General features: G+C 39.7%; 23 protein-coding genes and 1 pseudogene. 7 read left to right on the top strand and 17 right to left on the bottom strand.

What is annotated here, in order from left to right:
- Positions 1–40: 40 nt before the first annotated feature.
- The 4 genes from ACMVDV_RS03335 to ACMVDV_RS03320 all read right to left on the bottom strand — a co-directional run bounded on the left by ACMVDV_RS03335 (position 41) and on the right by ACMVDV_RS03320 (position 3,675).
- A complete protein-coding gene (locus ACMVDV_RS03335; RefSeq protein WP_416159045.1) occupies positions 41–862 on the bottom strand; it encodes a putative phage abortive infection protein in 822 nt (273 codons plus the stop codon).
- A 421-nt stretch (positions 863–1,283) separates the two neighbouring features.
- Positions 1,284–1,571: a hypothetical protein gene (locus ACMVDV_RS03330; RefSeq protein ID WP_416157183.1), complete on the bottom strand. Its 288-nt coding sequence runs from the start codon at positions 1,569–1,571 to the stop codon at positions 1,284–1,286.
- Positions 1,572–1,789: 218 nt separating this feature from the next.
- Positions 1,790–2,605, bottom strand: a complete 816-nt coding sequence (locus ACMVDV_RS03325; RefSeq protein ID WP_416157182.1) for a DUF4145 domain-containing protein — start codon at positions 2,603–2,605, stop codon at positions 1,790–1,792.
- A 41-nt stretch (positions 2,606–2,646) separates the two neighbouring features.
- The gene (locus ACMVDV_RS03320) at positions 2,647–3,675 is read right to left on the bottom strand and encodes a hypothetical protein (protein WP_416157181.1); all 1,029 of its coding nucleotides are present in this window, start codon (positions 3,673–3,675) and stop codon (positions 2,647–2,649) included.
- 139 nt (positions 3,676–3,814) lie between these two features.
- On the opposite strand from ACMVDV_RS03320, the gene ACMVDV_RS03315 reads away from it, so the two are divergent.
- Positions 3,815–4,027, top strand: coding sequence for a hypothetical protein (locus tag ACMVDV_RS03315; protein ID WP_416157180.1), 213 nt, complete (start codon positions 3,815–3,817; stop codon positions 4,025–4,027).
- 33 nt (positions 4,028–4,060) lie between these two features.
- Here the strand turns inward: ACMVDV_RS03315 and ACMVDV_RS03310 are convergent, their stop codons facing one another.
- The 10 genes and pseudogenes from ACMVDV_RS03310 to dapB form a co-directional block, all read right to left on the bottom strand.
- A complete protein-coding gene (locus ACMVDV_RS03310; RefSeq protein WP_416157179.1) occupies positions 4,061–4,534 on the bottom strand; it encodes a hypothetical protein in 474 nt (157 codons plus the stop codon).
- Positions 4,535–4,718: 184 nt separating this feature from the next.
- A pseudogene (locus ACMVDV_RS03305) lies at positions 4,719–5,468 on the bottom strand (protein kinase domain-containing protein); the annotation flags it as partial.
- A 10-nt stretch (positions 5,469–5,478) separates the two neighbouring features.
- The gene (locus ACMVDV_RS03300; RefSeq protein WP_416157178.1) at positions 5,479–5,748 is read right to left on the bottom strand and encodes a protein kinase domain-containing protein; all 270 of its coding nucleotides are present in this window, start codon (positions 5,746–5,748) and stop codon (positions 5,479–5,481) included.
- On the bottom strand, positions 5,748–6,212 hold the full coding sequence (locus ACMVDV_RS03295) for a hypothetical protein (RefSeq protein WP_416157177.1): 465 nt from the start codon (positions 6,210–6,212) through the stop codon (positions 5,748–5,750). Before ACMVDV_RS03295 ends, ACMVDV_RS03300 begins: the two co-directional genes overlap by 1 nt.
- Positions 6,213–6,383: 171 nt before the next feature.
- The gene (locus ACMVDV_RS03290; RefSeq protein WP_416157176.1) at positions 6,384–6,794 is read right to left on the bottom strand and encodes a LexA family protein; all 411 of its coding nucleotides are present in this window, start codon (positions 6,792–6,794) and stop codon (positions 6,384–6,386) included.
- A 392-nt stretch (positions 6,795–7,186) separates the two neighbouring features.
- Positions 7,187–8,233 (bottom strand): S66 family peptidase, encoded by a 1,047-nt coding sequence (locus ACMVDV_RS03285; protein WP_416157175.1) that lies wholly within the window; start codon positions 8,231–8,233, stop codon positions 7,187–7,189.
- A gap of 128 nt (positions 8,234–8,361) precedes the next feature.
- Positions 8,362–8,838, bottom strand: coding sequence for a transcription elongation factor GreA (gene greA, locus ACMVDV_RS03280; RefSeq protein WP_192542128.1), 477 nt, complete (start codon positions 8,836–8,838; stop codon positions 8,362–8,364).
- Positions 8,839–8,889: 51 nt separating this feature from the next.
- Positions 8,890–12,108: a carbamoyl-phosphate synthase large subunit gene (gene carB, locus ACMVDV_RS03275; RefSeq protein ID WP_416157174.1), complete on the bottom strand. Its 3,219-nt coding sequence runs from the start codon at positions 12,106–12,108 to the stop codon at positions 8,890–8,892.
- Positions 12,109–12,124: 16 nt separating this feature from the next.
- The gene (carA, locus tag ACMVDV_RS03270) at positions 12,125–13,261 is read right to left on the bottom strand and encodes a glutamine-hydrolyzing carbamoyl-phosphate synthase small subunit (RefSeq protein WP_304178565.1); all 1,137 of its coding nucleotides are present in this window, start codon (positions 13,259–13,261) and stop codon (positions 12,125–12,127) included.
- 207 nt (positions 13,262–13,468) lie between these two features.
- Positions 13,469–14,266, bottom strand: a complete 798-nt coding sequence (dapB, locus tag ACMVDV_RS03265; RefSeq protein WP_304178567.1) for a 4-hydroxy-tetrahydrodipicolinate reductase — start codon at positions 14,264–14,266, stop codon at positions 13,469–13,471.
- Positions 14,267–14,531: 265 nt separating this feature from the next.
- Here dapB and ACMVDV_RS03260 point away from each other — a divergent pair, with 265 nt between their 5' ends.
- Complete coding sequence (locus ACMVDV_RS03260) at positions 14,532–15,845, top strand: Na+/H+ antiporter NhaC family protein (protein WP_304178580.1); 1,314 nt, start codon at positions 14,532–14,534, stop codon at positions 15,843–15,845.
- Between the two features lie 89 nt (positions 15,846–15,934).
- Positions 15,935–16,711, top strand: a complete 777-nt coding sequence (locus ACMVDV_RS03255) for an outer membrane protein OmpK (protein ID WP_416157173.1) — start codon at positions 15,935–15,937, stop codon at positions 16,709–16,711.
- A 55-nt stretch (positions 16,712–16,766) separates the two neighbouring features.
- Here ACMVDV_RS03255 and ACMVDV_RS03250 read toward each other — a convergent pair whose 3' ends face one another.
- The 3 genes from ACMVDV_RS03250 to pssA all read right to left on the bottom strand — a co-directional run bounded on the left by ACMVDV_RS03250 (position 16,767) and on the right by pssA (position 19,228).
- The gene (locus ACMVDV_RS03250) at positions 16,767–17,303 is read right to left on the bottom strand and encodes a GNAT family N-acetyltransferase (RefSeq protein ID WP_416157172.1); all 537 of its coding nucleotides are present in this window, start codon (positions 17,301–17,303) and stop codon (positions 16,767–16,769) included.
- Complete coding sequence (locus ACMVDV_RS03245) at positions 17,304–17,756, bottom strand: GNAT family N-acetyltransferase (protein WP_416157171.1); 453 nt, start codon at positions 17,754–17,756, stop codon at positions 17,304–17,306.
- A gap of 146 nt (positions 17,757–17,902) precedes the next feature.
- Entirely contained in the window at positions 17,903–19,228 is a 1,326-nt protein-coding gene (gene pssA / locus ACMVDV_RS03240) for a CDP-diacylglycerol--serine O-phosphatidyltransferase (protein ID WP_416157170.1), read from the bottom strand.
- 290 nt (positions 19,229–19,518) lie between these two features.
- Here pssA and trxB point away from each other — a divergent pair, with 290 nt between their 5' ends.
- The 4 genes from trxB (at position 19,519) to ACMVDV_RS03220 (ending at position 25,219) form a co-directional block, all read left to right on the top strand.
- Complete coding sequence (gene trxB, locus ACMVDV_RS03235; RefSeq protein ID WP_138562378.1) at positions 19,519–20,469, top strand: thioredoxin-disulfide reductase; 951 nt, start codon at positions 19,519–19,521, stop codon at positions 20,467–20,469.
- 336 nt (positions 20,470–20,805) lie between these two features.
- On the top strand, positions 20,806–23,619 hold the full coding sequence (locus ACMVDV_RS03230; RefSeq protein ID WP_416157169.1) for a bifunctional aconitate hydratase 2/2-methylisocitrate dehydratase: 2,814 nt from the start codon (positions 20,806–20,808) through the stop codon (positions 23,617–23,619).
- Between the two features lie 186 nt (positions 23,620–23,805).
- Positions 23,806–24,522 (top strand): leucyl/phenylalanyl-tRNA--protein transferase, encoded by a 717-nt coding sequence (aat, locus tag ACMVDV_RS03225; protein ID WP_416157168.1) that lies wholly within the window; start codon positions 23,806–23,808, stop codon positions 24,520–24,522.
- A complete protein-coding gene (locus ACMVDV_RS03220) occupies positions 24,515–25,219 on the top strand; it encodes an arginyltransferase (protein ID WP_416157167.1) in 705 nt (234 codons plus the stop codon). The genes aat and ACMVDV_RS03220 overlap by 8 nt, the downstream gene beginning before the upstream one ends.
- Positions 25,220–25,247: the final 28 nt, after the last annotated feature.

The following is a 25,247-nucleotide window of genomic DNA, read 5'->3' as shown; positions in this document are numbered from 1 at the left end:
TAGTTATTTTCACTTTAATTATAGTTTATTAATATAAAACTTAGTCGCAGGTATGCTCACTAATATCATTAAACTTATTTATTTCAAGTGAAATTCTTCTTTTCAAATCAGGATACTTTTGAGTTTCCTCTTGAGATATAACCTCATTGCACTCAGTAAAAACCTTACTCAAATCATCATTAAATATTTTAAGTTTGGAATAGCTCTTTTCAAAAATTCCAAAATTTGACTTTGTTACTTCTAAAATTACTTCTCTATATTCAACAAACCTTTTTACGTGATTTTCATAAACGTCATCACCGATATTAATACTCAAATATCTGCTTATTAAATCTTTCAACTTATTGTTGTAATCATTCTGCGTAGAAGAAAAAGGTAACCCTTGATTGTAGCTTTTTTCTATTGAAGAAAGGTAGCCATCATAATTCAAAAACAACTCATTTAGTTCTTCATGCTTTTTGTGTTTATTTTTACACTCATTCAAAAGATAATTTACATGAGAAATATAATATTTAAGAGAAGTGTCAATGAATTTCATATAATTCACACAATCCCCAAATGCTGATTTATTGAATCGTACAAAAATAAGGTAGTTGTTACTTCTGATAAAATCATTAATATCTTCACTCTCAAACGAGATGTATAAATGCTCTAGAATTTCATATCTTTCTATCAGGCGCTTATATTTCAGAAACTTAAAACTTTCTTCTTCATTACGCTTAGCTGAGTTCAATGCAAGCAAAAACACTAGTTCATTTGATAAAAATGACCTAAATATACGAGAATATTTTCTTTTATCATCTGGGCAGTTTTCATCTACAAACTTTAATACTTGATATGCTACTCGTAAATAACTATTTATTTGAGGGCTTTCATTAATATCAGCTGAAGCCGAACTTTTTTCGTTTACTAACCATTCATTACCTAATTTATTTAAAGTATCATCAACAATAGAAGCTTTACTATCACCCTTTAAAGTTATTTTATGTGCAATATCATTATGTTATTCTAACAACAAATTAAAGGTATTTTCAAATGACTGTTGTTTGAAAGTTTTAACAACATAATACAAAGATCCTATGGCTAAAAAAGGGGAAAGTAATCCACCTAAATAACTTCCAAACGCTCCCCAATCCTGTGGGTTTTTAGATATAGCATTATTCGAAAAATTTAGTACGTAAGGTGTAACTATAAAAAACAACATAATCAATATAAATATTGTTACTTTATAGCTTTCTCTTAATTTGAAATATGACAATTAAAACCTTTTTATTTATAGAAAGCTAAAGAGTGCTTTGTGTCTTAAACGTTTGATAACACTTAAATGAAAACACTACAGCAAAGAATAAAGCTAAAAGAAATGGAATATAAAAAATGATGGAAAGCCTCTCAAATAGCGCGGTAACTACAGTTGTGTGTTCTTTAGTATGGAGGCCATATCCCCAATTAAGTAAATAGCCAGTCAGTAACCACAAAAGCACTGAAATAAATAAACCAACCTGCCAAAAGTGCCCTGTTATTTCATAGAGCATATCTAAAAATTCTGAAGTGTTATTTTTTCTACGAGCCATGCTATCCCTGTCTATCCCTGTAACTAGAAATACAATTTGTTTAAATTTAAGACACTCTACCACCTAAAGCAAGAGCTAATTACATAACCTAATGATTAAAAGTACCAACTCCAAAAAAACATATCTATTAGTGCAATAATTTAAAAGCCCGAAAATTTATAGTGGGCTTCAAAGAGCATTCAATACAAAATTAGAATACCTGTAATTAATACCCGCACTTAAGGCTTTAGACTTAATTGTTTGTCCGGCTTCTTAAACTTATCTTGTAATTGAAGTGCTACTTTTTCAATTTCAGGTTCTATGTGTTTTCGCCTAAATATATCAAGTACCACTTCAAAAACTTTATACGAGTCTAATAAGTCATCTTCAGTTATTTTATCAGCATGAGTCGCCTCATTACCTACAAGCCGAAGGGATTGAAGCCAACGACCTTCTACAGGGAAATCTTTTGCCATAGTCTCAATATTTTGATAGAGATTTTTATATCGTGTATAACCCAACTCTAAGCATAGTTTTTCAACCGCCCTTCTTAGGCGATTACCCGAAGAACAAGTGTCAGAAAAAAAATGATTAAACGAACTTAATAACTCTTCATTTATTGAGTTCGGTGTTGTATCGCTCAATGGAAACAAGGGTAAAGGTGGGTTGAAGCTTTCAACTTTAATTTGTCTAACCGATGTATCATTATTTGGTATTTTAGCTAAGCCAGTAGAAGATACACTCTCTTTACACATACTACACTTGAAAAAAGCAATAAATTGTGAAGGTTGATACATTGCTCCATCAGCGACAGTAAGAACAAGCGCTGCTAACTTAAGGAAGCTATTATCTTCTTTATTTGCGAAATCCATTAATTCATTGTCTTTAAACTGTTCCTTATAGGCTTTTCTTGCTTGCCAAGATAATTTCCTAGCAGTAAAGCTTTCAGTATCTAAGTTAAGGTTCATACTTTTACAGTATGGGCATGGTAAGGCGGGGTAACTTTCCAAAATATGAAGCTTTGAAACATCGCCCCACAATTGCTTATTAAACATATGATTCCCTAAATATTTTAATGTACCAGTCAGGCTAATAATTATCTACTTGGAACACCCAACATTCTTAATATTTCATTTTTAACGCTTCGTAGCTCATGAGCTGGTAACGAGTTTGGCGCTTTGTTAAATATACTATACCCTTTAGCATATCTTTCTCTATAGCTATCATAAGAATCTGAGGTATAGCTATTCATCAAGTACATATTAGGATTACCCGTTAAACTATTAAAAAGCTTCAGCAACTCTTCTTGGGCTAATTGGTCTTTTTCTTGCTGTTCATAATAAAAATCTCTTCGCTCTTCATAATCATCAGCGCTTTCGTCAAACAAACTATAATAACCAGGGCTAAATGCATAGTCTGTTGAAACCGCAACCATCAATAAAGCGAATTTAGTTTTGCCATTTTTTTGCTCTGAGAATCTTTTAGCTAAATTTCTCAGGTTATAAAACGCTCTTACGTTGCGATCTTTAATCTCATTGATTTTCGCAGGCCCTATTATCAAATCAGGTTCTAAAACATCAAAATACTTTTCAGCCATCATAAAACCAATATCGATAAATACGAAATCATAGTTATCTATTATCGGCTTTAATGCTTTAGGAGAGGTAGAACAAGGCAAATTTACTAAGTCATTCGTAAAACTCAAATTATTTGAGCTTTCAACCTCTATCGTTCTTGGAAATGGATAGTTATGTTTAATAGACATTTCGCCAAACATGGCGCAACCATTACGCTCAGAGATTACAAGTACCTCATACCCATCTGCCATTAACGCGGTGCTAATATCAATAGTAAGTAATGTATGCCCTGCTCCACCTTGGCCACCATAAAAACTGACGAGTTTTCCTAATTTACCTTGCTTATTTGGCGGGTAAGGTAATCCATGCTTCAAACAAAACAACTCAAGTGTTGCTGGCGGTATGTTCAAGCTGCTACCAGCAGTCACCGGCGCTTCATACCTTTGCCATAATCGCCGGTTCTTATAAACACTATCTGCCGCTTGTTGACTCGATAAGCCTAATTTTTTACGTAACTCTCTTAAGTTTTCGGGGGTAATTCGCTCCATTTAATACGTCCTTTTAGTCTAAAATACCCAAATACGAACTTCACGACGTAATTTGTAACACAGGACGTATATCTTTTCACTTTTTAACAAACAAAATTACTTGTATCTTTTCCTCAACGAAAACAGCAGGAAATACCTAATGCAAAACAACAAAGCGCTACAACTTAAAAACGAACTAGATAAAAACATTTACCAAGCAGAAGCCGCAATTAACGCGCTGTGTATTGAAGACCACTTTGAAGCAATGGATAAAGACACCCTAGCAGGCATATTATGGGTAGTATCAGACAACCTTGAAAAGATAAAACGAAGTGTGAGGGGTATTACAATATATAAAAATCCGCTTAATTAGCGGATTTATAATGTAGTTTGCTACGCTTTGCTTTTAGATATAGTGAAGCTTACTATTAATAGCATCGATTTCTTCAACCCTCAACTTACGACTTTCTTCAACTACATTACCATTGATCATTTTTAAGTTAGACCAAGAGTACCAATTTTTAGAATCCATGCGGCCAGAATCCCTGCTGGTGTCTTCAATAAATAAAACCTCAGTTTCAATAATAGAATCACAGGGGGTGATATCGATTAGTTCACCATCTTTCTTCAAAACACAATGAAATTCGGCTTCAATAAATTGCTGTTTCTTACTCTCCCAGATGAGCCAACCATAAACAGCTTCTCCACCATTAACGGATATTTCATTTTCACAATTGTTAAAACAATACCCAAGTTTATAATTGTTATTTTTATGTTTATACTTTAAATATTTTGGTTTTCTATCTGATATACCCAATTCTTTAACTAACTTTTTTACTGCTGAATTAATTTTTTTAGGGGGTTTTGGTTTTAAATTCATAGCTCACCATTTCTAGGAATGCTCATATCTATGAAGCCTGAACAACTTGTATTAAAGTCTGGGAGATTGTCATATATTTCTTCTTTAATTTCTGGCAATTTATCCAAATACGAGCTACATCTTCTTTTACTAACAACTTTAGATCTGCTTAACAGTTCAGGTTTTGAGTTTGCCTTTACTTTTTTCATTTTTCTAAAAATTCAACTATCTTTTTATCTTCAATATCAGCGATACAAAAATCAGTCGCTCTTCTTACAGCAGATTTTGCATTGTGCTTGTAGGCTTTTGAGGTACCCTGACTACACACTTCAATCATTTTAACTATTCCATTAACTTCTTGTCGCCAAATTCTATTTCCTTTTTCAGCAATATACTCCCAGTCGAGAATTGTTCCATCAATGTCAGCAAGTCCGTTTACGATCTCTACAGGAGAATCAAAACGATCTCCAGGATTAGGCTTTAAACATTTATTTATAACTGTTTTTAATTTTTTAGGTATATGTAAAGGATATGCTTTTCTATCTGGAAAGTTGCCGACTCTGATAGCACGACCAAGCTCCGGCCACGCTTTGTACTTGCTATGCTGCCGATCAAACTCTTTATCTCCTACACACATACGATACATTGTTAATCCAGCTTGATAAATATCAAATCTATTGTCAAAAACAAATTTATCATTACCGAAATACTCTGGAGGAAGTTGTTTTGCATATAGCATAGGTTGGTGTGCTAGCCCTTCTATATTCATTGGTTTTGCTTGACCAAAATCGGCCAATAGTGCTTCATTTCTATCAGAAATGAGAACATTATCAGGCTTGATATCAAAATGAATTAATCCTTTTGAATGGACATTATGTAGGCCGTTTAAAAAATGCGTTGAGTATCGAATTATTTCTCTAACAGTAAGCCTCTTATGTGCCATCCTCTTTTTTAGAGAGCCATTGCTATAAAAAAGGCGAAGCTACATATACTTTTTTGTCATCTTCGCATGCATAGCAAATCTGCACTATATTAGGGTGCGTACTTTTATAAAGTGCCTGTGCTTCTTTGAAGTAATCTTTAGAAGAAAACCCATCTTTTATTTTTATTTCTTTAATAACAATCTCTGCATCTAAATTTTGATCGTGGGCTAGATATACTTTTGAGTTTCTTCCTTCTTGCCCAATTTCTTTTAATTTTTTAAAAGATACTTGCGCTTTTTGATATGCAAACATTAAGCTAGTGCCCCCATAGCTGTCAAAACCGACTCTCTTGCTGGCCTTGTCTTACAAATATCCCAGTTATCGATCAATTCAAACCCCTTATCTCCATTGAAAAAAGATTCTAGCTCTTTACATTTAATATTTAATTTCGAAGCGATTGAGTTTTTTCTACCAACAAAATATTGTTTAACATTACTGCTAGAAAATGCTTCTTGAATTACTCCCTCAATGTGCAGCCTTGTGACATCTAAGTTTTGAGCATTGCTCTCTGCAACCCTAATTCCTGCAATTGAAATATCATATTCACGCAAGATATCTAAAACACAATTTCGAATATATTTTAGTTTCTCAGGAAAATCTAATGCCGCTGGTATTTTAATAAGCTCAATGTTTACTATTTTGTGCTTACCATTATCTGTTCTAATAATCGAAAATGTTGTTTTTTTAGGTTCTACTCTAATTCCTAAAGTGTTCATAAAATTCCTTTTAAATGGATGGAAAGTCTGTCAGGGAAATAGCTCTCATTTTTTATTAAAGCCAAGAACAAAATATTACATACTAGCAAACGGTTACTAAATCACAAACCATGAATATTTATAAGCAAGCCTCCCACAAAGTATAACTATTTCTGTTGCAATACAATATTTTTAGGCGGTATATGCAAGCTCTGCACAAGGCTTATGTAGCCTAATACTTCTGGTAACCACTCCTTCTAAGCAGAAATCATCTTCAGGTGATATATATACTGGTGCATAGTCATCTGATGCAGACATCAACAAACGCTTTTCTTTATGGATTATTTTACAGACAAAGCAGCCATTGTAAGTGGCAACCACAATATCACCTGTACTTACATCAACAGCACGATCAACAATTAACAAGTCGCCATCAAATATCCCTACTCCCTGCATAGATTGCCCCGACGCTAAACCTATAAAGGTAGCATCAGGATGCTTAATAAGTAGCACATCCAAAGTTAAGCCCAGCTCTTTATATTGCGCTGCCGGCGATTCAAAACCAGTAATACCCGCCTCAATATAAATAGGAATAACAAACATACACACACCAAAATAAAACACTGTTTATTTGTACAGTATAAAGCTAGTGAGCGAGTTTGGAAAGGTAAAGTATCTTGCTAAGGAAAGTGAAGCTTTTGATTAAGATTTTCTAATGGGTTGTTTATATTGAGTTTTACTGATAACTTAAATACTCGATTTGTAACAAGCGCCCTAACCGCTTGATTTTATTGAATTGTAAAAATGATAAAAATTGCAAAATTAACTGTATATAAAATCAGTTAATTGCATTTATAATGTATAAATTACAATAACTTAACTCGATATAGCGTCACATCATGGGGTGGCAGGGGTCGAGAGTTCGAATCTCTCCATACCGACCATTTAACTGCCAAATCCTATAAAAATCAATCTCCGCTCAGGTTTTAAATAAATCATCCAAAATACGTTGTTATTTGCGCTTTACACACCACTCTATTTTCAAGCTTCGCGAGCATTTTTACTGTTGCACCATTCACTAAACATAAATTGGGTGCGACATGTCCGATATCAGCGTCGATAATAACTGGGAATAAGCATTCACCAAGGGATAACTCAAGTGCTTGGTAATAATCACTTTGTTGCTCTGGGTTATTACTTGCGCCGTTTCTGCCAATAATTAGGCCATTTATATCACTAAAAATACCATTCAATTTCAGCGCAATTAAAAACCGCGTTAATGCATTGGCATTAAGCTCGGCATTTTCTAAGTATAAAACCAGCCCATGCGGCGCAAATTGCTTTTTAAATTCATCCAGCGCTACAAAGGATGATGGCAGTAATACACCAAGGGTGTCTAAGCAGCCGCCAAATAACCGCCCAGATAGCTCTACTTCGCGGCTATCTTTGACGTTTAAACAACGCCATTGGCTCGGTTGCGTGAGTGAAAATAGCGCATCAGGTACTTTGGCGTAATTAATTGCATCAGCTTGATAACACGGCGCGGGTGTTTGCGTAAATTCACTGCCCGCTTCGAGCTCAAGCGTTTTAAATACTTGTAAGCAGTGAGTATCTTGCTCGTTTGGATGCAGTTGCATTAAGTTGGTACAATGTAATGTTGCCCAGCCGCAACGTGCGGTTAATACACAAGCAAGCGTACTAACGTCTGAAAAGCCAACGAGCCATTTCGGGCGAGCTTGTTTAATTGCATTAAAATCCAGGTATGGCAGCACTTCCATGGCAAGTTCCCCACCCCAAGGCGGCATAATTGCCGCGATGCTGTCATCAAGTAAAAACGCCATCAGCTCATCGGCGCGTTGTTTTGCTGGGCTGCTTTGTTGTCTTACACATTCGCCCTCCACTACTTGGTAACCACGGCGTGTTAAACCGCTAAGTACGCGCTCAAGGCGTGGCTGGAAGGCGCTATCAACACCGGATGAAAAGGCACAAATGGCGATTTTATCGCCGTTTTTTAATGCATCTGGAAAAGTAATGGCTGTCATCAACATCTACAAATTATCAATACGCTAGCTTAACGTACCCAATTTATTAAAGAATGTCGAGGTTGTTTGAGGCATAAAAAAACCGATGCTGGCATCGGTTTTTAAAAGCGTGAAAATGAGTAAAGTAATTAAATGTACTGCACTTCAATAACTTCGTATTCAACATCACCATTTGGCGTTTTAATGATCACAGCATCGTCTGCTTGTTTACCAATTAAACCGCGAGCTATTGGTGAGTTAACCGAAATACGGTGGTTTTTAATATCCGCTTCATCATCACCAACAATTTGGTAGGTTACTTCAGCATCGGTTTCAACATTTACAATCGTTACCGTAGTGCCAAAAATAACTTTACCGGTGTTTGGTAATTTAGTTACATCAATAATTTGTACATTTGAAAGCTTGGCTTCAATTTCTTGAATGCGGCCTTCACAAAAACCCTGTTGTTCACGCGCAGCATGATATTCAGCGTTTTCTTTTAAGTCACCGTGTTCACGTGCAACCGCAATATCGGATACAATTTTAGGACGGGTAACTGTTTTTAATTCGTTAAGTTCTTTGCGCAGTAAATCAGCGCCACGAACTGTCATCGGAATTGATTGCATACTTTTCTCACTTAATCCCAAGGCCGCACATAACGGCCTTGGCACATTTCCTTAGTTCAATCTCAGGTGTAGTTCTTGAACTGACGTTACTTTGCTACGGTCGTCTGCTTGGTTAGCAGTACAGTTAGCAAATGCCGCATTAAGCGTCGTCGTATAGTTAGTCTTGTGTTGCAATGCACCACGACGTAACACCTTCGAATCTTCGATCGCTTGGCGACCTTCGGTGGTATTAACGATATAGCTATACTCGCCATTTTTGATTCTATCAAGAATATGCGGGCGACCTTCAAATACTTTGTTTACACGGCGTACCGCAATTCCAGCATCTTCAAGGGCTGCAGCTGTGCCACCTGTTGCATCTAGTTCAAAACCAAGATCAGTCATGGTTTTAGCTAGTTCAACAATACGTGGTTTATCGCTATTACGCACAGATAGTAACGCGCGGCCACCGCGTGGTAAAGTGTTGCTTGCACCTAATTGTGCTTTTGCAAAGGCTTCAGCGAATGTATCGCCCACACCCATTACTTCACCGGTTGAGCGCATTTCAGGGCCACGGATTGGATCCACGCCTTGGAACTTAGCAAACGGAAGTACAACTTCTTTTACGCTGTAGTAAGGAGGAATTACTTCTTTAGTAATGCCTTGACTTGCAAGCGATTGACCCGCCATACAACGCGCCGCTACTTTAGCAAGTGCTACACCGGTTGCTTTTGATACAAACGGTACAGTACGCGCAGCGCGTGGGTTTACTTCGATTAAGTACACTTTGCCATCTTTAACAGCAAACTGAGTATTCATCAAACCAACTACGCCAAGCTCAAGTGCCATGTCAGTTACTTGCTTACGCATTACGTCTTGCACTTCTTGTGATAACGAATGTGCTGGTAATGAACAGGCAGAGTCACCAGAGTGAACACCGGCTTGCTCAATGTGTTCCATAATACCGCCGATGATCACTTGCTCGCCGTCGCAAATTGCGTCAACGTCAACTTCAATCGCGTTATCTAAGAAACGGTCAAGTAATACTGGCGCTTCATTTGATGCTGATACTGCTTCGGTCATGTAACGACGTAGGTCTTGCTCGTCATAGACGATTTCCATGGCACGGCCACCTAGTACATACGAAGGACGTACAACCAGTGGGAAACCGATTTCAGCTGATTTTAAAATCGCTTCTTCAGTTGACGTTACCGTTGCATTTTCAGGCTGAAGCAGGTTTAAACGCTCAACAAGTTGTTGGAAACGCTCACGGTCTTCTGCGCGGTCGATTGCATCTGGTGAAGTACCAATGACTGGCACGCCGTTGGCTTCAAGTTCACGAGCAAGTTTCAGTGGTGTTTGACCACCGTATTGCACGATAACGCCTTTTGGCTTTTCAACACGTACGATTTCAAGTACGTCTTCAAGGGTAATTGGCTCGAAGTATAAACGGTCTGAGGTATCGTAATCGGTAGACACTGTCTCAGGGTTACAGTTAACCATGATAGTCTCGTAACCGTCTTCACGCAGTGCAAGCGCTGCGTGTACACAACAATAGTCAAATTCAATACCTTGGCCGATACGGTTAGGACCACCACCGATAACCATGATTTTGTCACGATCTGATGGATTTGCTTCACATTCTTCATCGTATGTTGAATACATGTAAGCAGTGTCTGAACTAAATTCAGCGGCGCACGTATCAACGCGCTTGTAGACAGGCATGATGTTTAATTGATGACGCTTTTTACGAATTTCAGCTTCAGACACACCCGCGATCTCAGCGATACGAGGGTCTGCAAACCCTTTGCGCTTTAATTTACGTAGGAAGTCTGCATTTAAGCCGGCCATGCCAACGTCGCTAATTTTCGCTTCGTCTTTTAAGATGTCTTCAATTTGCACTAAGTACCAAGGGTCAATCTTAGTGAGTTCAAACACATCATCAACACTCATACCATGGCGCATTGCATCGGCAATGTACCAAATACGCTCTGCACCTGGCTCACGTAATTCGCGGATGATTTTTTCTTTCGCTTTCGGGTCATCAAGTGCCACAATCGGGTTAAAGCCCGTTGCGCCTACTTCAAGGCCACGTAATGCTTTTTGTAATGACTCTTGTTGGTTACGACCAATCGCCATTACTTCGCCCACTGATTTCATTTGCGTGGTTAAACGGTCGTTTGCACCGGCAAATTTTTCAAAGTTAAAGCGAGGAATTTTTGTTACTACGTAATCGATTGACGGCTCAAATGATGCTGGTGTTTTACCGCCAGTGATATCATTTTGTAACTCGTCTAACGTGTAACCTACCGCCAGCTTAGCTGCGATTTTAGCAATCGGGAAGCCCGTTGCTTTTGACGCAAGAGCAGATGAACGTGATACACGTGGGTTCATCTCGATGATAACCATACGGCCATCAGCTGGATTTACACCAAACTGTACGTTTGAACCACCGGTTTCAACACCAATCTCACGCAGTACTGCCATAGAGGCATTACGCATGATTTGGTATTCTTTGTCGGTTAGGGTTTGTGCTGGAGCCACAGTGATTGAATCCCCTGTGTGCACGCCCATTGGGTCAAAGTTTTCAATAGAGCAGACGATGATACAGTTGTCTTTTTTGTCGCGAACAACTTCCATCTCATATTCTTTCCAGCCAATTAATGATTCATCAATCAATAGTTCGCTAGTTGGCGATAAGTCTAAACCGCGTTCACAAATTTCTTCGAACTCTTCTAGGTTATATGCAACACCACCACCGGTGCCGCCCATAGTGAAAGAAGGACGAATGATACATGGCAAGCCAATGCGCGTCATAGTGTCGCGGGCTTCTTCCATTGAGTGCGCGATTTCAGCACGTGGACATTCTAGGCCAATGTTTTTCATCGCCTTATCGAAACGTTCGCGGTTTTCTGCTTTGTCGATTGCATCTGCGGTTGCGCCGATTAGCTCAACGCCGTGCTTAGCCAATACACCGTGCTTATCAAGTTCTAATGCACAGTTTAATGCAGTTTGACCACCCATAGTGGGCAATACTGCATCAGGCTTTTCTTTTTCAATAATTTTTTCAACAACTTCCCAGTGAATTGGTTCGATGTACGTCGCATCGGCCATATCAGGGTCAGTCATAATTGTTGCAGGGTTTGAGTTAACTAAGATAACTCGATAGCCTTCTTCTCTTAGTGCTTTACACGCTTGAGCACCAGAGTAGTCAAATTCACAGGCTTGGCCGATTACAATCGGGCCTGCGCCTAGGATAAGAATGCTTTTTATGTCGGTACGTTTTGGCATTGTTACTCCGGTATAATTAGTTGTTACGTGCTTGCATCAAGTCGATGAAGTGATCAAATAATGGCGCTGCATCGTGCGGACCTGGGCTTGCTTCTGGGTGACCTTGGAAGCTAAACGCTGGCTTATCAGTACGATGAATACCTTGCAATGTACCGTCAAATAACGATTTGTGCGTTGCACGTAGGTTATCAGGTAGGGTTGCTTCATCAGCAGCAAAACCATGGTTTTGTGCAGTGATCATGACTACATCGCGGTCTAAGTCTTTCACTGGGTGGTTACCACCGTGATGACCAAACTTCATTTTTACTGTTTTTGCACCTGAGGCGAGCGCTAACAATTGGTGACCTAAACAAATACCAAAAATTGGTGTGTCTGTTTCTAAAAAGGTTTTAATTGCATCAATCGCATAGGTACATGGCTCAGGATCACCAGGGCCATTTGATAAAAAGATACCATCTGGATTAAGTGCTAACACGTCGGCTGCCGAGGTTTGTGCAGGAACAACGGTTAATTTACAACCACGGTCTACAAGCATACGTAAAATATTACGTTTTACACCGAAGTCATAAGCGACAACGTGAAATTTCTCATCTTCTGCGTGCAAGGTTTTAAACCCTTCACCCAGTGTCCAGCTTGACTCGCGCCACTGGAAGTTTTCCTTGGTTGAGACTACTTTTGCTAAATCCATGCCTTTTAAGCCTGGGAAGGCTTGCGCAGCTGCGAGCGCTTTGCTTTCGTCGATATCATCACCTGCTATAATACAGCCGTTTTGAGCGCCTTTATCGCGCAAAATACGAGTCAGTTTACGAGTGTCGATATCTGCAATACCTAAGATATTGCGTTGTTTCAAGTAATCATCTAACGATTGCTCGTTACGGAAATTACTTGCTAGCAGTGGCAAATCACGGATCACTAGGCCTTTCGCCCAAATGTGACTCGCTTCTTCGTCTTCGCTGTTAGTACCCGTATTACCGATATGTGGGTACGTCAAAGTTACGATTTGTTCCGCGTATGAAGGGTCGGTCAGAATTTCCTGATAACCAGTCATAGACGTATTGAATACTACTTCACCGACTGACATGCCGTCAGCGCCGATTGCAGTACCGCGAAACACTGTGCCGTCTTCTAGAACTAACAGAGCGGATTTAGTCAAGTTAACCTCCTAACAGTAAAAAACGGGAGTAAAGTCATTTGCTTTACTACCCGTTTATAGCGATTGGAAACACGCAATTATGAATTTTTGGCAAATTGGCGCTATTTTATAGTAATTTGCCTTTTAGGTCTAACCCTATTTCAATAATTACTAAAAATAAGCGCTATTAGCTAAAAAAACCACCAAAGCGCCAAAAAACCAAGAAAACTACTTCAAGTCAAGCACATCTTGCATATCATAAAGTCCCACCGGCTTATTTTTCAACCAGCCTGCAGCTCTTACTGCGCCTAATGCAAAGGTCATTCGAGAACTTGCTTTATGAGTTAATTCAAGCCTTTCGCCAGAAGTTGCGAAATATGCGGTATGTTCACCAACTATATCTCCGCCTCTGAGCACCGAATAACCGATTTCATTTTGCGATTTTTCTGTTTCTACTTTGCTACGATCAAACACTGCAACTGCATCGTGATCCCAGCCTTTTGCAGCAGCAATGGCTTCACCAATGGCTAAAGCAGTACCCGATGGTGCATCAATTTTATGGCGGTGATGCGCTTCAAAAATTTCAATGTCTAAATCATCACCAAATTTAGTCGCGGCGGTTTGCACTAAATTCAACAGTAGATTTACGCCCACACTGTAATTACGAGCAAACACAATAGGAATGTGCTTAGCCGCCGCTTGTAACGCCAGCATATCGTCATCATTTAGGCCTGTTGTGCCAATTACCATCGGGATGTTTTCTGCAACGGCTGTTTTTAAATGCTCACGCATGCCCGCAGGAAGAGTAAAATCAATCAATACGTCAATATTGCCTACATTACGCTCATCACTGAAGTTAACGGTTGGAGGTGCGGCACTATTTAATTGATTAACAGCAATATTTAATAAAGGTGAACTGCTTCGTACATAGGCTGCTCCCAGCTCGGCATGATTATTTTTATGTGCGGCTTCAACTAATGCCAGCCCCATTCTTCCATTTGCGCCAAATACGCCGATTCGATTCATTTTAATTAACCTTTGCTTTTATGTTGGCTAGATTTTATCTAAAACTCATGTAATAGTCAGGTACGCCTTTTAAAATAATAATAACAGATACCCATAGACTTTAGCCATCTATACATTTAAACTTCTTTCTTTGCGCCGATTTGGTCTTTGGCTTGCGGGCGCTGTTGAGTTACTTATCACTTTGATAAGCACACAACTAAATGCTGCTAAAAGAAGGATGTTTTTGCTGCACTAGTTGTTTATGAGTTATCTAACGAGGAATATGATGCAGCCATCATTTAATAAAACTAATGCAAAGTTATCTTTGCTGCCGCTACTTACTTTTGTCGCCTTATTTTTAGGCGCGGGTTTATACCTGCAATCTCAAGGGGTTGATTACGCTTTTTATCAACTCCCTGCCCCTGTTGCGATTTTACCGGCGATTATGCTGGCGTTTATCCTGAATAAAAACACCATTAACCACAGTGTTGAAACCTTTATAAAAGGTGCAGGTCACAACAACATCATTACCATGTGTTTAATTTATTTGCTTGCAGGTGCTTTCTCCGCGGTAGCGGGTGCTACAGGTGGTGTTGACGCGGTTGTAAATGCCGGTTTATCACTTATTCCTTCAGCATTATTATTGCCTGGTTTATTTTTAATTGCAGCGGTTGTATCGACCGCCATGGGTACTTCAATGGGTACGATTGGTGCAATTGGCCCGATTGCTTATGCGGTATCGATTAAAACAGGCATTGATCCTGCATTAATGGCCGGTACGATTGTATCAGGCGCCATGTTTGGTGATAATTTATCTATTATTTCTGACACAACCATTGCCGCAACCCGTACTCAAGGTTGTGAAATGAAAGATAAATTTCGTGAGAATTTAAAAATCGCCTTGCCTGCGGCTATCCTGACTATTGGTTTATTATTGTTTTTAACCCCAGCAGCACAAGCGGTCGAAACCAAAGATTACGATATTCTATTAGTACTGCCTTATGCATTTATTTTAGTGCTGGCGGTCATGGGCTTTAATGTATTTGTAGTACTGTTCAGCGGTATTATATTTGCAGCATTGATGGGCTTTACTGGCAGCTATGAAGGCGCCAGCTTTGTGAAGGACATTTACAAAGGCTTTACGGATATGCAGGAGATCTTTTTACTGTCGATGTTTATTGGTGGCCTGTCTGAGTTTATTCGCATTAATGGCGGCTTAGATTACATAGCGCAAAAGATTCAAGCGATCACTAAAGTAATTGCTAAGTGGCACCGAAAAGTGGCTGATCAACTGGGTATTGCGGCATTAGTGATGACCAGTAACCTGTGTATTGCCAATAATACCGTGTCTATCATAGTTGCAGGTCCTATTGCTAAAAAGTTGGCTGATGACGGTGAGATAAGCGGTAAGCGCTCTGCCAGCTTACTGGATATTTTCGCCTGTGTTACGCAAGGCTCTCTTCCTTATGGTGCACAAGCGTTACTGCTTGGCGCGACATTTAAAATTAGTCCGTGGCAAGTATCTACTTCATCATACTACTGCTTTATATTGGCATTTACTGCGATTGCGGTGATTTGCTTACGTCGTAATAAAGCATAAATTTATTAAGCAGATACGCCAACTTTAGGCGTATCTGCTATAATCTCGTTTTTGGATTACTTAACAACCTTTAAATTCGAGATAAGACATTGAAAAAAACCGTCGTCTTCGCTGCCATTTGTTTGGCAAGCACCTCTAGCCAAGCGGCTAACTGGAGCAACACAGCATTACACCTTAACAATGGTGATTTTAAAAACCCATTCACAGGTCAAGAATCAAATACCACAATCGCATCACTGCAACATGCATCAGCCTATGATTATGGCGATAACTTCTTTTTTATTGATTATATTAATGACGCCACTGATGATGGTTATCAAGATAAAGACTTCTACGGCGAGTGGTACTCAACATTTAGCCTATCAAAAATATCCGGCAACGATATGTCTTATGGAGCGATTACTGATATCGGCCTAACGGCGGGTTTTAACGCAGCCGGTGATTCTAAAGTATTAAAATATTTACCGGGTGTAAAAGTAAACTGGCAAGCGCCGGGCTTTACCTTCTTATCAACCTTAGTGACGGCCTATATTGATGATAATGATGGCGTTGCTCGTGGTGGTGCGCCTATTGAGACTAACAGCTGGATGCTTGATGTGGCTTGGGGTTACCCGTTTTCGATTGGTTCGCAAAAATTTAATGTTACCGGTCATGTTGAATATATTGCTGAACGTGAAAATGAATTTGGTGAAGACGTAAAAGCGTGGATCTTAGCGCAACCTATTATTACTTGGGATTTAGGTCACGCCATCAGTATGAAAGAAAATACGCTATTACTTGGCCTTGAATGGCAATACTGGCATAACAAACTAGGCACTGATACCACAGAGTCGGTACCGCAATTTCATGTTGAGTGGACGTTTTAGCGAGTTAGCGAGAATAATAAAGCGCGATATCAATTGTATTGCGCTTTTTTATTACTTACGCCCTTAGCTTTATTTCATAAACACCTAAACGCTGATACTGATGCTGATTAACAAGGAAGATTGATGTCTCTTGTTGATAATATTTGAACTTCGCGCCTGCGCGTTGCACCACTTTGATACTTGCTAGGTTTTCCTCTAAACAGCAAAACTCGATGGCGTTTGCGTGACTATGCTTTTTTATATAAGGCACCATTTTAGCAAGCACTTGCGTGATGACTCCTTGCCCGCGTGCAAAATCAGCTAACCAATAACCGCATTCAGCAACTTTACTGTCAGGAGCAATGTGTTTAATGCCAAATACACCGCTTAAGCGCTGCTGAACATATATCGCAAACCACTGAGAACCGGCTTTATTGCTGTGGAGTCGTTCATATATATAACGTTTAGTTGAATTAACATCTATTACGTCATCCACCCAAGGTAAAAATTGACTCAGATTTTTCCGGCTACCGGTAATAACGTGGTAAAGTTCAGCGGCAAAACTGATATCTAATGGCTTTAAAGTTATTGCGTCTGAAATCACTAGTTCCATTTACTCAACCTCAGCTACTTTTGCTAAACGCATATGGATCAGCGGAAACGGCTTTCCTTGGCCGTCTAATTCTGAGCGCCCTATTTGCTCAAAGCCTTTACTTAAATAAAAACCATGGGCTTTAGGGTTTTGCTCGTTAACATCAACATGCGTTGCCGCTAAATTATCAATCGCGTAATTGATTAATAACGTGCCCACCCCCTTCGCAAAGAAAGTGGGCTCCACAAACAGCATTTCAATATTGCCGTTGGCAACACCAATAAAACCCATAATTTTATCATCTCGGTTTTTACAGCAATACAAAGTCACGGCATCAAAATAGTGCGCCAAAATCAGTGGTTTTAGTTCATCAATATGGTGTTGGCTTAAAAAATCGTGGGTTTGAGAAACCGAAGCCTGCCAAATATCAATGAGCGTTGGATACTCTTTTTTCTCTGCGGATTTAATAAGCATTGTTAGTTCCTTTGAATATTAAAATAATCGTCATCAATTTTGCAAAATATTGTAGCGGAATTGGGCAACAGCTCCGAGGCTAAATCAACAAAAAGCAGCGTAAACGCTACTTTTATAGTACTTACATTTTAGTCTCTAACTTTGCGTCAAATAAAACGCTTAATAATAAAATCAACTTTGACACGCTTTGCTTGGCCTAACAGCTTTTTAACTGCTGGCGGATAATCATCCATGGTTTCTAAATCTTCTGCACCATTTAAACGACGACAATGCTGTAATATCTCGGCTCTTTCATTATCAATTGCTGGCATGAGACTTTGCTCTGGATCTTCTAATAAAATACCGTTTTCGATATCTAAACCCCAGGCGCGCGGATTTAAATTATGACCACTTAATAAGTGATATTTACGATCAGAGCATATACCTTTTAAGTGAAACGAGTTGCTTTCGTGCTGCCACAGATAGACATTTAAATTACCGTTGTTGATGTGGCGTTTTTGTGATTTTAAAAATTTATGCAAAATCGTTTCATATAAATACGGTAGCGCACCAATTTTGCTAAATGGTTCGCTTGGCGGCAGGTAAAAATCATTTGCGGTTTTATCACCCACTACAATGGTTACTTGCTTGCCTTGCTTGAGTAAGCGCCGTAATGACCGCATTAATGGCGCAGGAAAATTAAAGTATGGGGTATACAGTACTAACTCTTGCTCGGTGGCATCAAATAACGATTTGATCACCCGATTGAGCTCATTATTACGACGGCCAAGTCCTAAAAATAGTCGTACGCCCAGTGCTTGCTCATTTTGCACAGTACTGTGAGCATAGCCCGCTTGTTTTAATGTACGCATCAATTGTTTTTGTACAATTTTAATATCATTAAACTTTGTTAATGGCCGCGTATCAATACGTGGTACAGCCTCAGAGCTCAACAGCTCTTGTTCAATAAAGTTAATGATAGAATCACATAACGAAGCCTGCTTAAGCAAAAAGTAGCGATCTAATCGGTAACGGTCTTGGTACTGTAAATACACATTGTTTAAACTCGCACCGCTATACAGCAGCGTGTCATCAATTACAAAACCTTTTAAATGTAGTACCCCAAATAGTTCTTTGGCTTTTACTGGCACGCCAAATATTTGTACATTGGATTGATACTTTTCTTGGTATTCACAATATAAGCTGGCGTTTCCGTCTGACTTTGCAGCACCAATTAAACCGCGTTGAGCGCGATGAAAATCAACCAACACTTTGACCTCTAATGCTGGATTGGCTACTGACGCCAAATGTAACGCTGCTAGCACTTCGCGCCCAGCTTCATCATCCTGCAGATAAAGCGTGGTTATATAAATGCGGGTTTTTGCCTGCGCAATTAGTGCCAATAAATGTGTGCGATATTCTTGTGCATTGGTTAAGACGTTAACGTCTTTTGAAGTCAACCCGTACGCGGGTTTTTCCTGCCAAAATAACATAGTTGCCTATTCACTTAGGTCACCCGATTATAGGGTCACAAATCAAAATTAGTTAAAACATATCAAAAAAACACAGTTTGGTCATGAATTAACGTAACATGCTTCGTTAATACTCAATTAATAGCTCAGATATCATACAAATCGTACACTTATCACAATTCTAGTACACAATATTTGACAGCTTTGCGATTTAGAAAAAAAAATAATCGTCGCTTTTATTTACTTCCCCCTTGTTTCTCTTAAAATCGAGCGCATTAATACGCTATTGAAACGTTTAGGATAGAAATAACATGAGTGAAGTAAAACATTGTAAGTTACTAATTTTAGGATCTGGCCCTGCAGGTTACACCGCAGCAGTATATGCAGCGCGTGCAAACTTAAACCCAGTATTGATCACGGGTATGCAACAAGGCGGTCAACTTACAACAACGACAGAAGTTGAAAATTGGCCGGGCGATGCTCATGGTTTAACCGGTCCGGCATTAATGGATCGTATGAAAGAGCATGCCGAGCGCTTTGAAACTGAAATTGTTTTTGACCATATTCATACTGTTGATGTGTCTAAACGTCCATTTACATTAACGGGCGATCAAGGCACTTATACTTGTGATGCGTTGATCATCGCAACGGGTGCTTCAGCTAAGTACTTGGGCCTGGAGTCTGAAACTAACTTCCAAGGCCGTGGCGTATCAGCCTGTGCTACCTGTGATGGCTTTTTCTACAAAGGTCAAAAAGTGGCGGTTGTTGGTGGTGGTAATACCGCTGTTGAAGAAGCACTTTATTTATCAAACATTGCTGATGAAGTTCACGTAATTCACCGCCGTGATAGCTTCCGCAGTGAAAAAATCTTAGCCGATCGCCTCGCTGAAAAAGCCGCAAACGGTAACGTAGTCATGCATTATAACCGTACGCTTGATGAAGTACTGGGTGACCAAATGGGTGTTACCGGTGTTCGTATTAAAGATGCAAACTCAGAAGCAACTGAAGAAATTGATTTAGCGGGCGTATTTATTGCCATTGGTCATAAACCAAATACTGATATGTTTGTTGGCCAACTTGAAATGAAAGACGGCTACTTAGTGGTTGAGTCAGGCCTAAACGGCAATGCAACACAAACTAGCGTGCCAGGCGTTTTTGCAGCAGGTGATGTGTCTGATCATATCTACCGCCAAGCAATCACTTCAGCTGGCACTGGCTGTATGGCTGCCCTTGATGCAGAGCGTTTCTTAGATAACCTATAAATTTATATATACTTGTATAATGGGCTGAATTTTCAGCCCTTTTTTGTGGGCAAAGATTAATTCAATGGTAAAGGCTCACCCAACGCCGAAAAGTACTCATTGCACTCGCACAAACATTCACCACACTTATACTCGAAATCAATCATATTTATACAATTAATGGCTTAGGTGCGATAGGATCTAAGTCCGAGCAATGAATATCGTCAAAGTATAGTAAGTAAAACTAGCTATAATTATAGTCAGGCACAAAAGCTTTATTCATTTAGGCATTACTAGAGGCTGTAAAATCAGTTAAAATGCTTAACTTCATATCAAGTAAAATACCGAGAGTTTTCTATGAGTTTGTATACAAAATATATGGAAGAAATCCAAACCCGTAAAACGGAGCTTGGATTAAACCCACAACCAATCGATAGCGCTGAACTAGTATCAGAAATCATTAATCAAATTAAAGATACTAATAACGAGCACCGTAAAGATTCACTGCATTTCTTTATCTTTAATACCTTACCAGGAACAACCAGTGCTGCGGGCGTTAAAGCACAGTTTTTAAAAGAAATTATTTTGGGTGAAGAGCAAGTTGCAGAGATCACTCCAGAATTTGCATTTGAACTGCTTTCACACATGAAAGGCGGCCCGTCAATTGAAATGCTAATTGATTTAGCATTTGCTGATGACGCAAAAATCGCAGCACAAGCTGCTGAAGTACTTAAGACTCAAGTATTCTTATACGATGCAGATATGGCGCGCATAAAAGCGGCATACGAAGCGGGTAACGCTATTGCAAAAGAGTTACTAGAGAGTTTCGCACAAGCTGAATTCTTCACAAAATTACCTGACATCGAAGAAACAATCGATGTAGTAACCTATATTGCCGGTGAAGGCGACATCTCAACTGATTTACTGTCTCCAGGTAACCAAGCACATTCACGTGCTGACCGTGAATTACACGGTAAATGTATGATCACTGAAGAAGCGCAACAAGAAATTGTTGAACTTCAAAAGAAACACCCTAACGCTAAAGTAATGCTGATTGCTGAAAAAGGCACCATGGGCGTAGGCTCATCACGTATGTCTGGTGTGAATAACGTAGCACTTTGGGCTGGTAAACAAGCAAGTCCATACGTGCCTTTTATCAACATTGCACCGGTTGTTGCAGGTACTAATGGTATCGCACCAATCTTCTTAACGACGGTTGATGTAACCGGCGGTATTGGTCTTGACCTTAAAAACTGGGTGAAAAAAGTAGATGCCAACGGTAACACGGTTACTGATGAAAATGGTGATGCAGTGCTTGAAGAAGCGTACTCTGTTGCTACAGGTACTGTGTTAACAATCAATACTAAAGAGAAAAAACTTTATAACGGTGATAAAGAACTAGTTGATATTTCATCAGCGTTCACCCCACAAAAAGTTGAATTCATGAGAGCCGGTGGTTCTTACGCTGTAGTATTTGGTAAGAAACTACAAACGTTTGCGGCTGAAACGCTCGGCATTGAAACCCCACTTGTGTATGCACCTTCAAAAGAAATTTCACATGAAGGCCAAGGTTTAACAGCGGTTGAAAAAATCTTTAACCGTAATGCGGTAGGTGTATTATCAGATACGCCACTTCACGCAGGCTCAAATGTGCGCGTTAGAGTGAACATCGTTGGTTCGCAAGATACAACGGGGCCAATGACAGCACAAGAATTAGAAGCGATGGCTGCTTCAACGATTTCACCACTTGTTGATGGTGCATATCAGTCTGGTTGTCACACTGCATCAGTATGGGATAGCAAAGCACAAGCGAATATTCCAAAACTAATGGCGTTCATGAATAAGTTTGGTTTGATCACAGCACGTGATCCGAAAGGCGTTTATCATGCAATGACCGACGTTATTCACAAAGTATTGAACGACATTACCATTGATGACCGCGCGATCATCATCGGTGGTGACTCGCATACCCGTATGTCTAAAGGTGTTGCCTTTGGTGCTGATTCAGGTACTGTTGCAGTTGCACTTGCAACTGGTGAATCAGCGATGCCAATTCCTGATTCAGTTAAAGTTACGTTTAAAGGCACAATGGCTAAGCACATGGATTTCCGCGACGTTGTACACGCAACGCAAGCGCAAATGCTGAAGCAATTTGGTGGCGAAAACGTGTTCCAAGGTCGTATCATTGAAGTACATATTGGTACGCTTATGGCTGACCAAGCGTTTACCTTCACTGACTGGACTGCAGAGATGAAAGCAAAAGCATCAATCTGTATTTCAAATGATGAAACGTTAATTAAGTCAATTGAGCTGGCTAAGAGCCGTATCCAAATCATGATCAACAAAGGTATGGATAACGAGGCGCAAACGCTGCAAGGTCTAATCGATTTAGCTGATAAGCGTATTGCAGGTATTCAATCTGGTGAAGAGCCAGCACTTTCTCCAGACGATAATGCTAAATACCATGCAGAAGTTGTGGTTGATTTAGACCAAATCGTTGAGCCAATGATTGCCGATCCAGACGTAAATAACGATGATGTTTCTAAGCGTTATACTCACGATGTGATCCGCCCTGTTTCTTTTTACAACGACAAGCCTGTTGATTTAGCTTTTGTTGGTTCGTGTATGGTGCACAAAGGCGATATGAAAATTATTGCTCACATGCTACGTAACCTTGAGAAGAAAAACGGTTCTATCTCATTCAAAGCGCCATTGGTAGTTGCGCCACCAACATATAACATTGTTGATGAGCTTAAAGCGGAAGGCGATTGGGATATCCTTGCTAAATACGCAGGGTTTGAATTTGACGATGCAAAACCAAAAACGGCTGCACGTACTAAGTATGAAAATATCTTATACCTAGAACGCCCTGGTTGTAACCTATGTATGGGTAACCAAGAAAAAGCTGAACCTGGTGACACTGTTATCGCAACGTCAACACGTCTGTTTCAAGGCCGTGTAGTAGCCGATACATCTGAGAAAAAAGGTGAGTCACTACTGGGTTCAACGCCAGTTGTAGTACTTTCTTCTGTGCTTGGTCGTTTCCCGACTATCGAAGAGTATAAGTCTGCAGTTGAAGGGATTGACCTTACATCGTTTGTACCTGTTGCAGAAGCGATGACAACTAAGTTCAACGCAGGTCAAGCAGTACCCGTAAAAGTGGTTAGCTAATTCGCCGAATTGACACTAATTAAAAGCGCGTTTCCAACGCGCTTTTTTTTGCCTATCAGAAACATTGCGTTAGAATGCACGCCCTGTACGGCGCTATGTCCTGTATACTCTTCATATTTGTTGTTTGTGAATTTAAAGCAACAGGTTACACTTTTCATCTGATCTTTCAGTTACTAAATCGGTGTTATGACTAAACAACTCTATCAGCTTTCTAAAAACCATTTCATTTTTCCTGATCCAACTCACGCATTAGATGATCCTGATGGTTTACTTGCTATTGGTGGCTGTTTATCCATAACGCGGTTAAAAAACGCGTATGGGCAAGGTATTTTCCCCTGGTTTAGCGAATACGAACCTATTATGTGGTGGTCACCCAGTGAGCGCGGCATTATCGAGCTAGATGAATTTCATGTCAGCCGAAGCCTACGTAAACATTTAAAAAAGAATCCAGTTACAGTTACAATCAATACAGCGTTCACTCAAGTGATTGCAGCCTGTCGCCAACAACGCTTAGCAACCGATGGCACTTGGATCACCAAAAAAATGCTCAATGCCTATAAAGATGCACATAGATCGGGCCTCGCTCATAGCGTAGAAGTTTGGTCAGACGATAAACTGGTCGGTGGCTTATACGGCATTATGCAACACGGTGTATTTTGTGGTGAATCAATGTTTCATCATCAAGCAAACTGTTCAAAATTAGCCATGTGGGCACTGGTTAATTGGTTAAAACGCCATCAGGCGCATTTTATAGATTGCCAGCTTGAGAACCCTTATTTAGTTACTTTAGGTGAAAAAGTGCTACCACGCTCAGAATTTTTAACTAAGCTTAAAGCAGCAGAAGATTTTATTATGCCAACAACAATGTGGCAACCTCAGGAGCTTATCGCAATTTATGACTGAACACTTACCTGCTCGTTTAGGATTAAGCCAACAATTTGATTGTAGCTACCTTGCTGATCGCCAAGAGCAATTATTAGTCATTTTGGATCCAAGTTGTTACACCCCAAATAAATTTGAGCAGTTACTGGCGCTTGGTTTTCGCCGCAGTGGTGACCAAATATACCGCCCACACTGCCCAGCTTGCAGCGCATGTAAGTCTGTACGTGTATTAGCTCAGGCATTTTTGCCGACAAAATCGCAAAAACGTAAACTTAATAAAGCAAAAAATACCTTTCGCGTGAAATACTCAGATCAACAGCGCCCCGAATACTTCCCGTTGTACAGTAAATACATTACCGAGCGCCATCAAGATGGCTCGATGTTCCCACCCGATCAAAGTCAGTTCAACAGTTTTATATTTTGTCATTGGTTACCCATTACTTTTATTGAGTTATGGGATCAAGAAAAACTCGTTGCTGTGGCGGTAACTGATTGTATGCACAAGGCTGTTTCCGCTATTTATAGTTTTTTTGACCCTGATTATGAGCACTACAGTGTCGGCACTATTATGATTTTAGAGCAGCTCAAATTTGCCAAGCAATACGATAAAGAATTTGTCTATTTAGGCTACCAAATAGATGAATGTGCAAAAATGCGCTATAAAACTCAGTTTTTACCGGCCCAAAATAGGGTTGCAGAGCAGTGGTTGGCTATTTAATTTGCAAAAAAGCCTGCTGTGGCTTTAC

Source organism: Pseudoalteromonas sp. ASV78 (genome assembly GCF_047806705.1).
Classification (GTDB): Bacteria; Pseudomonadota; Gammaproteobacteria; order Enterobacterales; family Alteromonadaceae; genus Pseudoalteromonas; species Pseudoalteromonas prydzensis_A.
Note: the sequence above shows the minus strand (reverse complement) of the source record. Positions and strands in the feature narration are given on the sequence as shown.

What these genes read in the sequence shown, in the direction of transcription:
- ACMVDV_RS03330 (WP_416157183.1), bottom strand. Translation starts at nt 1,571, where the DNA reads ATGGCTCGTAGAAAAAATAACACTTCAGAATTTTTAGATATGCTCTAT.
- ACMVDV_RS03325 (WP_416157182.1), bottom strand. Translation starts at nt 2,605, where the DNA reads ATGTTTAATAAGCAATTGTGGGGCGATGTTTCAAAGCTTCATATTTTG.
- ACMVDV_RS03320 (WP_416157181.1), bottom strand. Translation starts at nt 3,675, where the DNA reads ATGGAGCGAATTACCCCCGAAAACTTAAGAGAGTTACGTAAAAAATTA.
- ACMVDV_RS03315 (WP_416157180.1), top strand. Translation starts at nt 3,815, where the DNA reads ATGCAAAACAACAAAGCGCTACAACTTAAAAACGAACTAGATAAAAAC.
- ACMVDV_RS03310 (WP_416157179.1), bottom strand. Translation starts at nt 4,534, where the DNA reads ATGAATTTAAAACCAAAACCCCCTAAAAAAATTAATTCAGCAGTAAAA.
- ACMVDV_RS03300 (WP_416157178.1), bottom strand. Translation starts at nt 5,748, where the DNA reads ATGTTTGCATATCAAAAAGCGCAAGTATCTTTTAAAAAATTAAAAGAA.
- ACMVDV_RS03295 (WP_416157177.1), bottom strand. Translation starts at nt 6,212, where the DNA reads ATGAACACTTTAGGAATTAGAGTAGAACCTAAAAAAACAACATTTTCG.
- ACMVDV_RS03290 (WP_416157176.1), bottom strand. Translation starts at nt 6,794, where the DNA reads ATGTTTGTTATTCCTATTTATATTGAGGCGGGTATTACTGGTTTTGAA.
- ACMVDV_RS03285 (WP_416157175.1), bottom strand. Translation starts at nt 8,233, where the DNA reads ATGACAGCCATTACTTTTCCAGATGCATTAAAAAACGGCGATAAAATC.
- greA (WP_192542128.1), bottom strand. Translation starts at nt 8,838, where the DNA reads ATGCAATCAATTCCGATGACAGTTCGTGGCGCTGATTTACTGCGCAAA.
- carB (WP_416157174.1), bottom strand. Translation starts at nt 12,108, where the DNA reads ATGCCAAAACGTACCGACATAAAAAGCATTCTTATCCTAGGCGCAGGC.
- dapB (WP_304178567.1), bottom strand. Translation starts at nt 14,266, where the DNA reads ATGAATCGAATCGGCGTATTTGGCGCAAATGGAAGAATGGGGCTGGCA.
- ACMVDV_RS03260 (WP_304178580.1), top strand. Translation starts at nt 14,532, where the DNA reads ATGCAGCCATCATTTAATAAAACTAATGCAAAGTTATCTTTGCTGCCG.
- ACMVDV_RS03250 (WP_416157172.1), bottom strand. Translation starts at nt 17,303, where the DNA reads ATGGAACTAGTGATTTCAGACGCAATAACTTTAAAGCCATTAGATATC.
- ACMVDV_RS03245 (WP_416157171.1), bottom strand. Translation starts at nt 17,756, where the DNA reads ATGCTTATTAAATCCGCAGAGAAAAAAGAGTATCCAACGCTCATTGAT.
- pssA (WP_416157170.1), bottom strand. Translation starts at nt 19,228, where the DNA reads ATGTTATTTTGGCAGGAAAAACCCGCGTACGGGTTGACTTCAAAAGAC.
- trxB (WP_138562378.1), top strand. Translation starts at nt 19,519, where the DNA reads ATGAGTGAAGTAAAACATTGTAAGTTACTAATTTTAGGATCTGGCCCT.
- ACMVDV_RS03230 (WP_416157169.1), top strand. Translation starts at nt 20,806, where the DNA reads ATGAGTTTGTATACAAAATATATGGAAGAAATCCAAACCCGTAAAACG.
- aat (WP_416157168.1), top strand. Translation starts at nt 23,806, where the DNA reads ATGACTAAACAACTCTATCAGCTTTCTAAAAACCATTTCATTTTTCCT.
- ACMVDV_RS03220 (WP_416157167.1), top strand. Translation starts at nt 24,515, where the DNA reads ATGACTGAACACTTACCTGCTCGTTTAGGATTAAGCCAACAATTTGAT.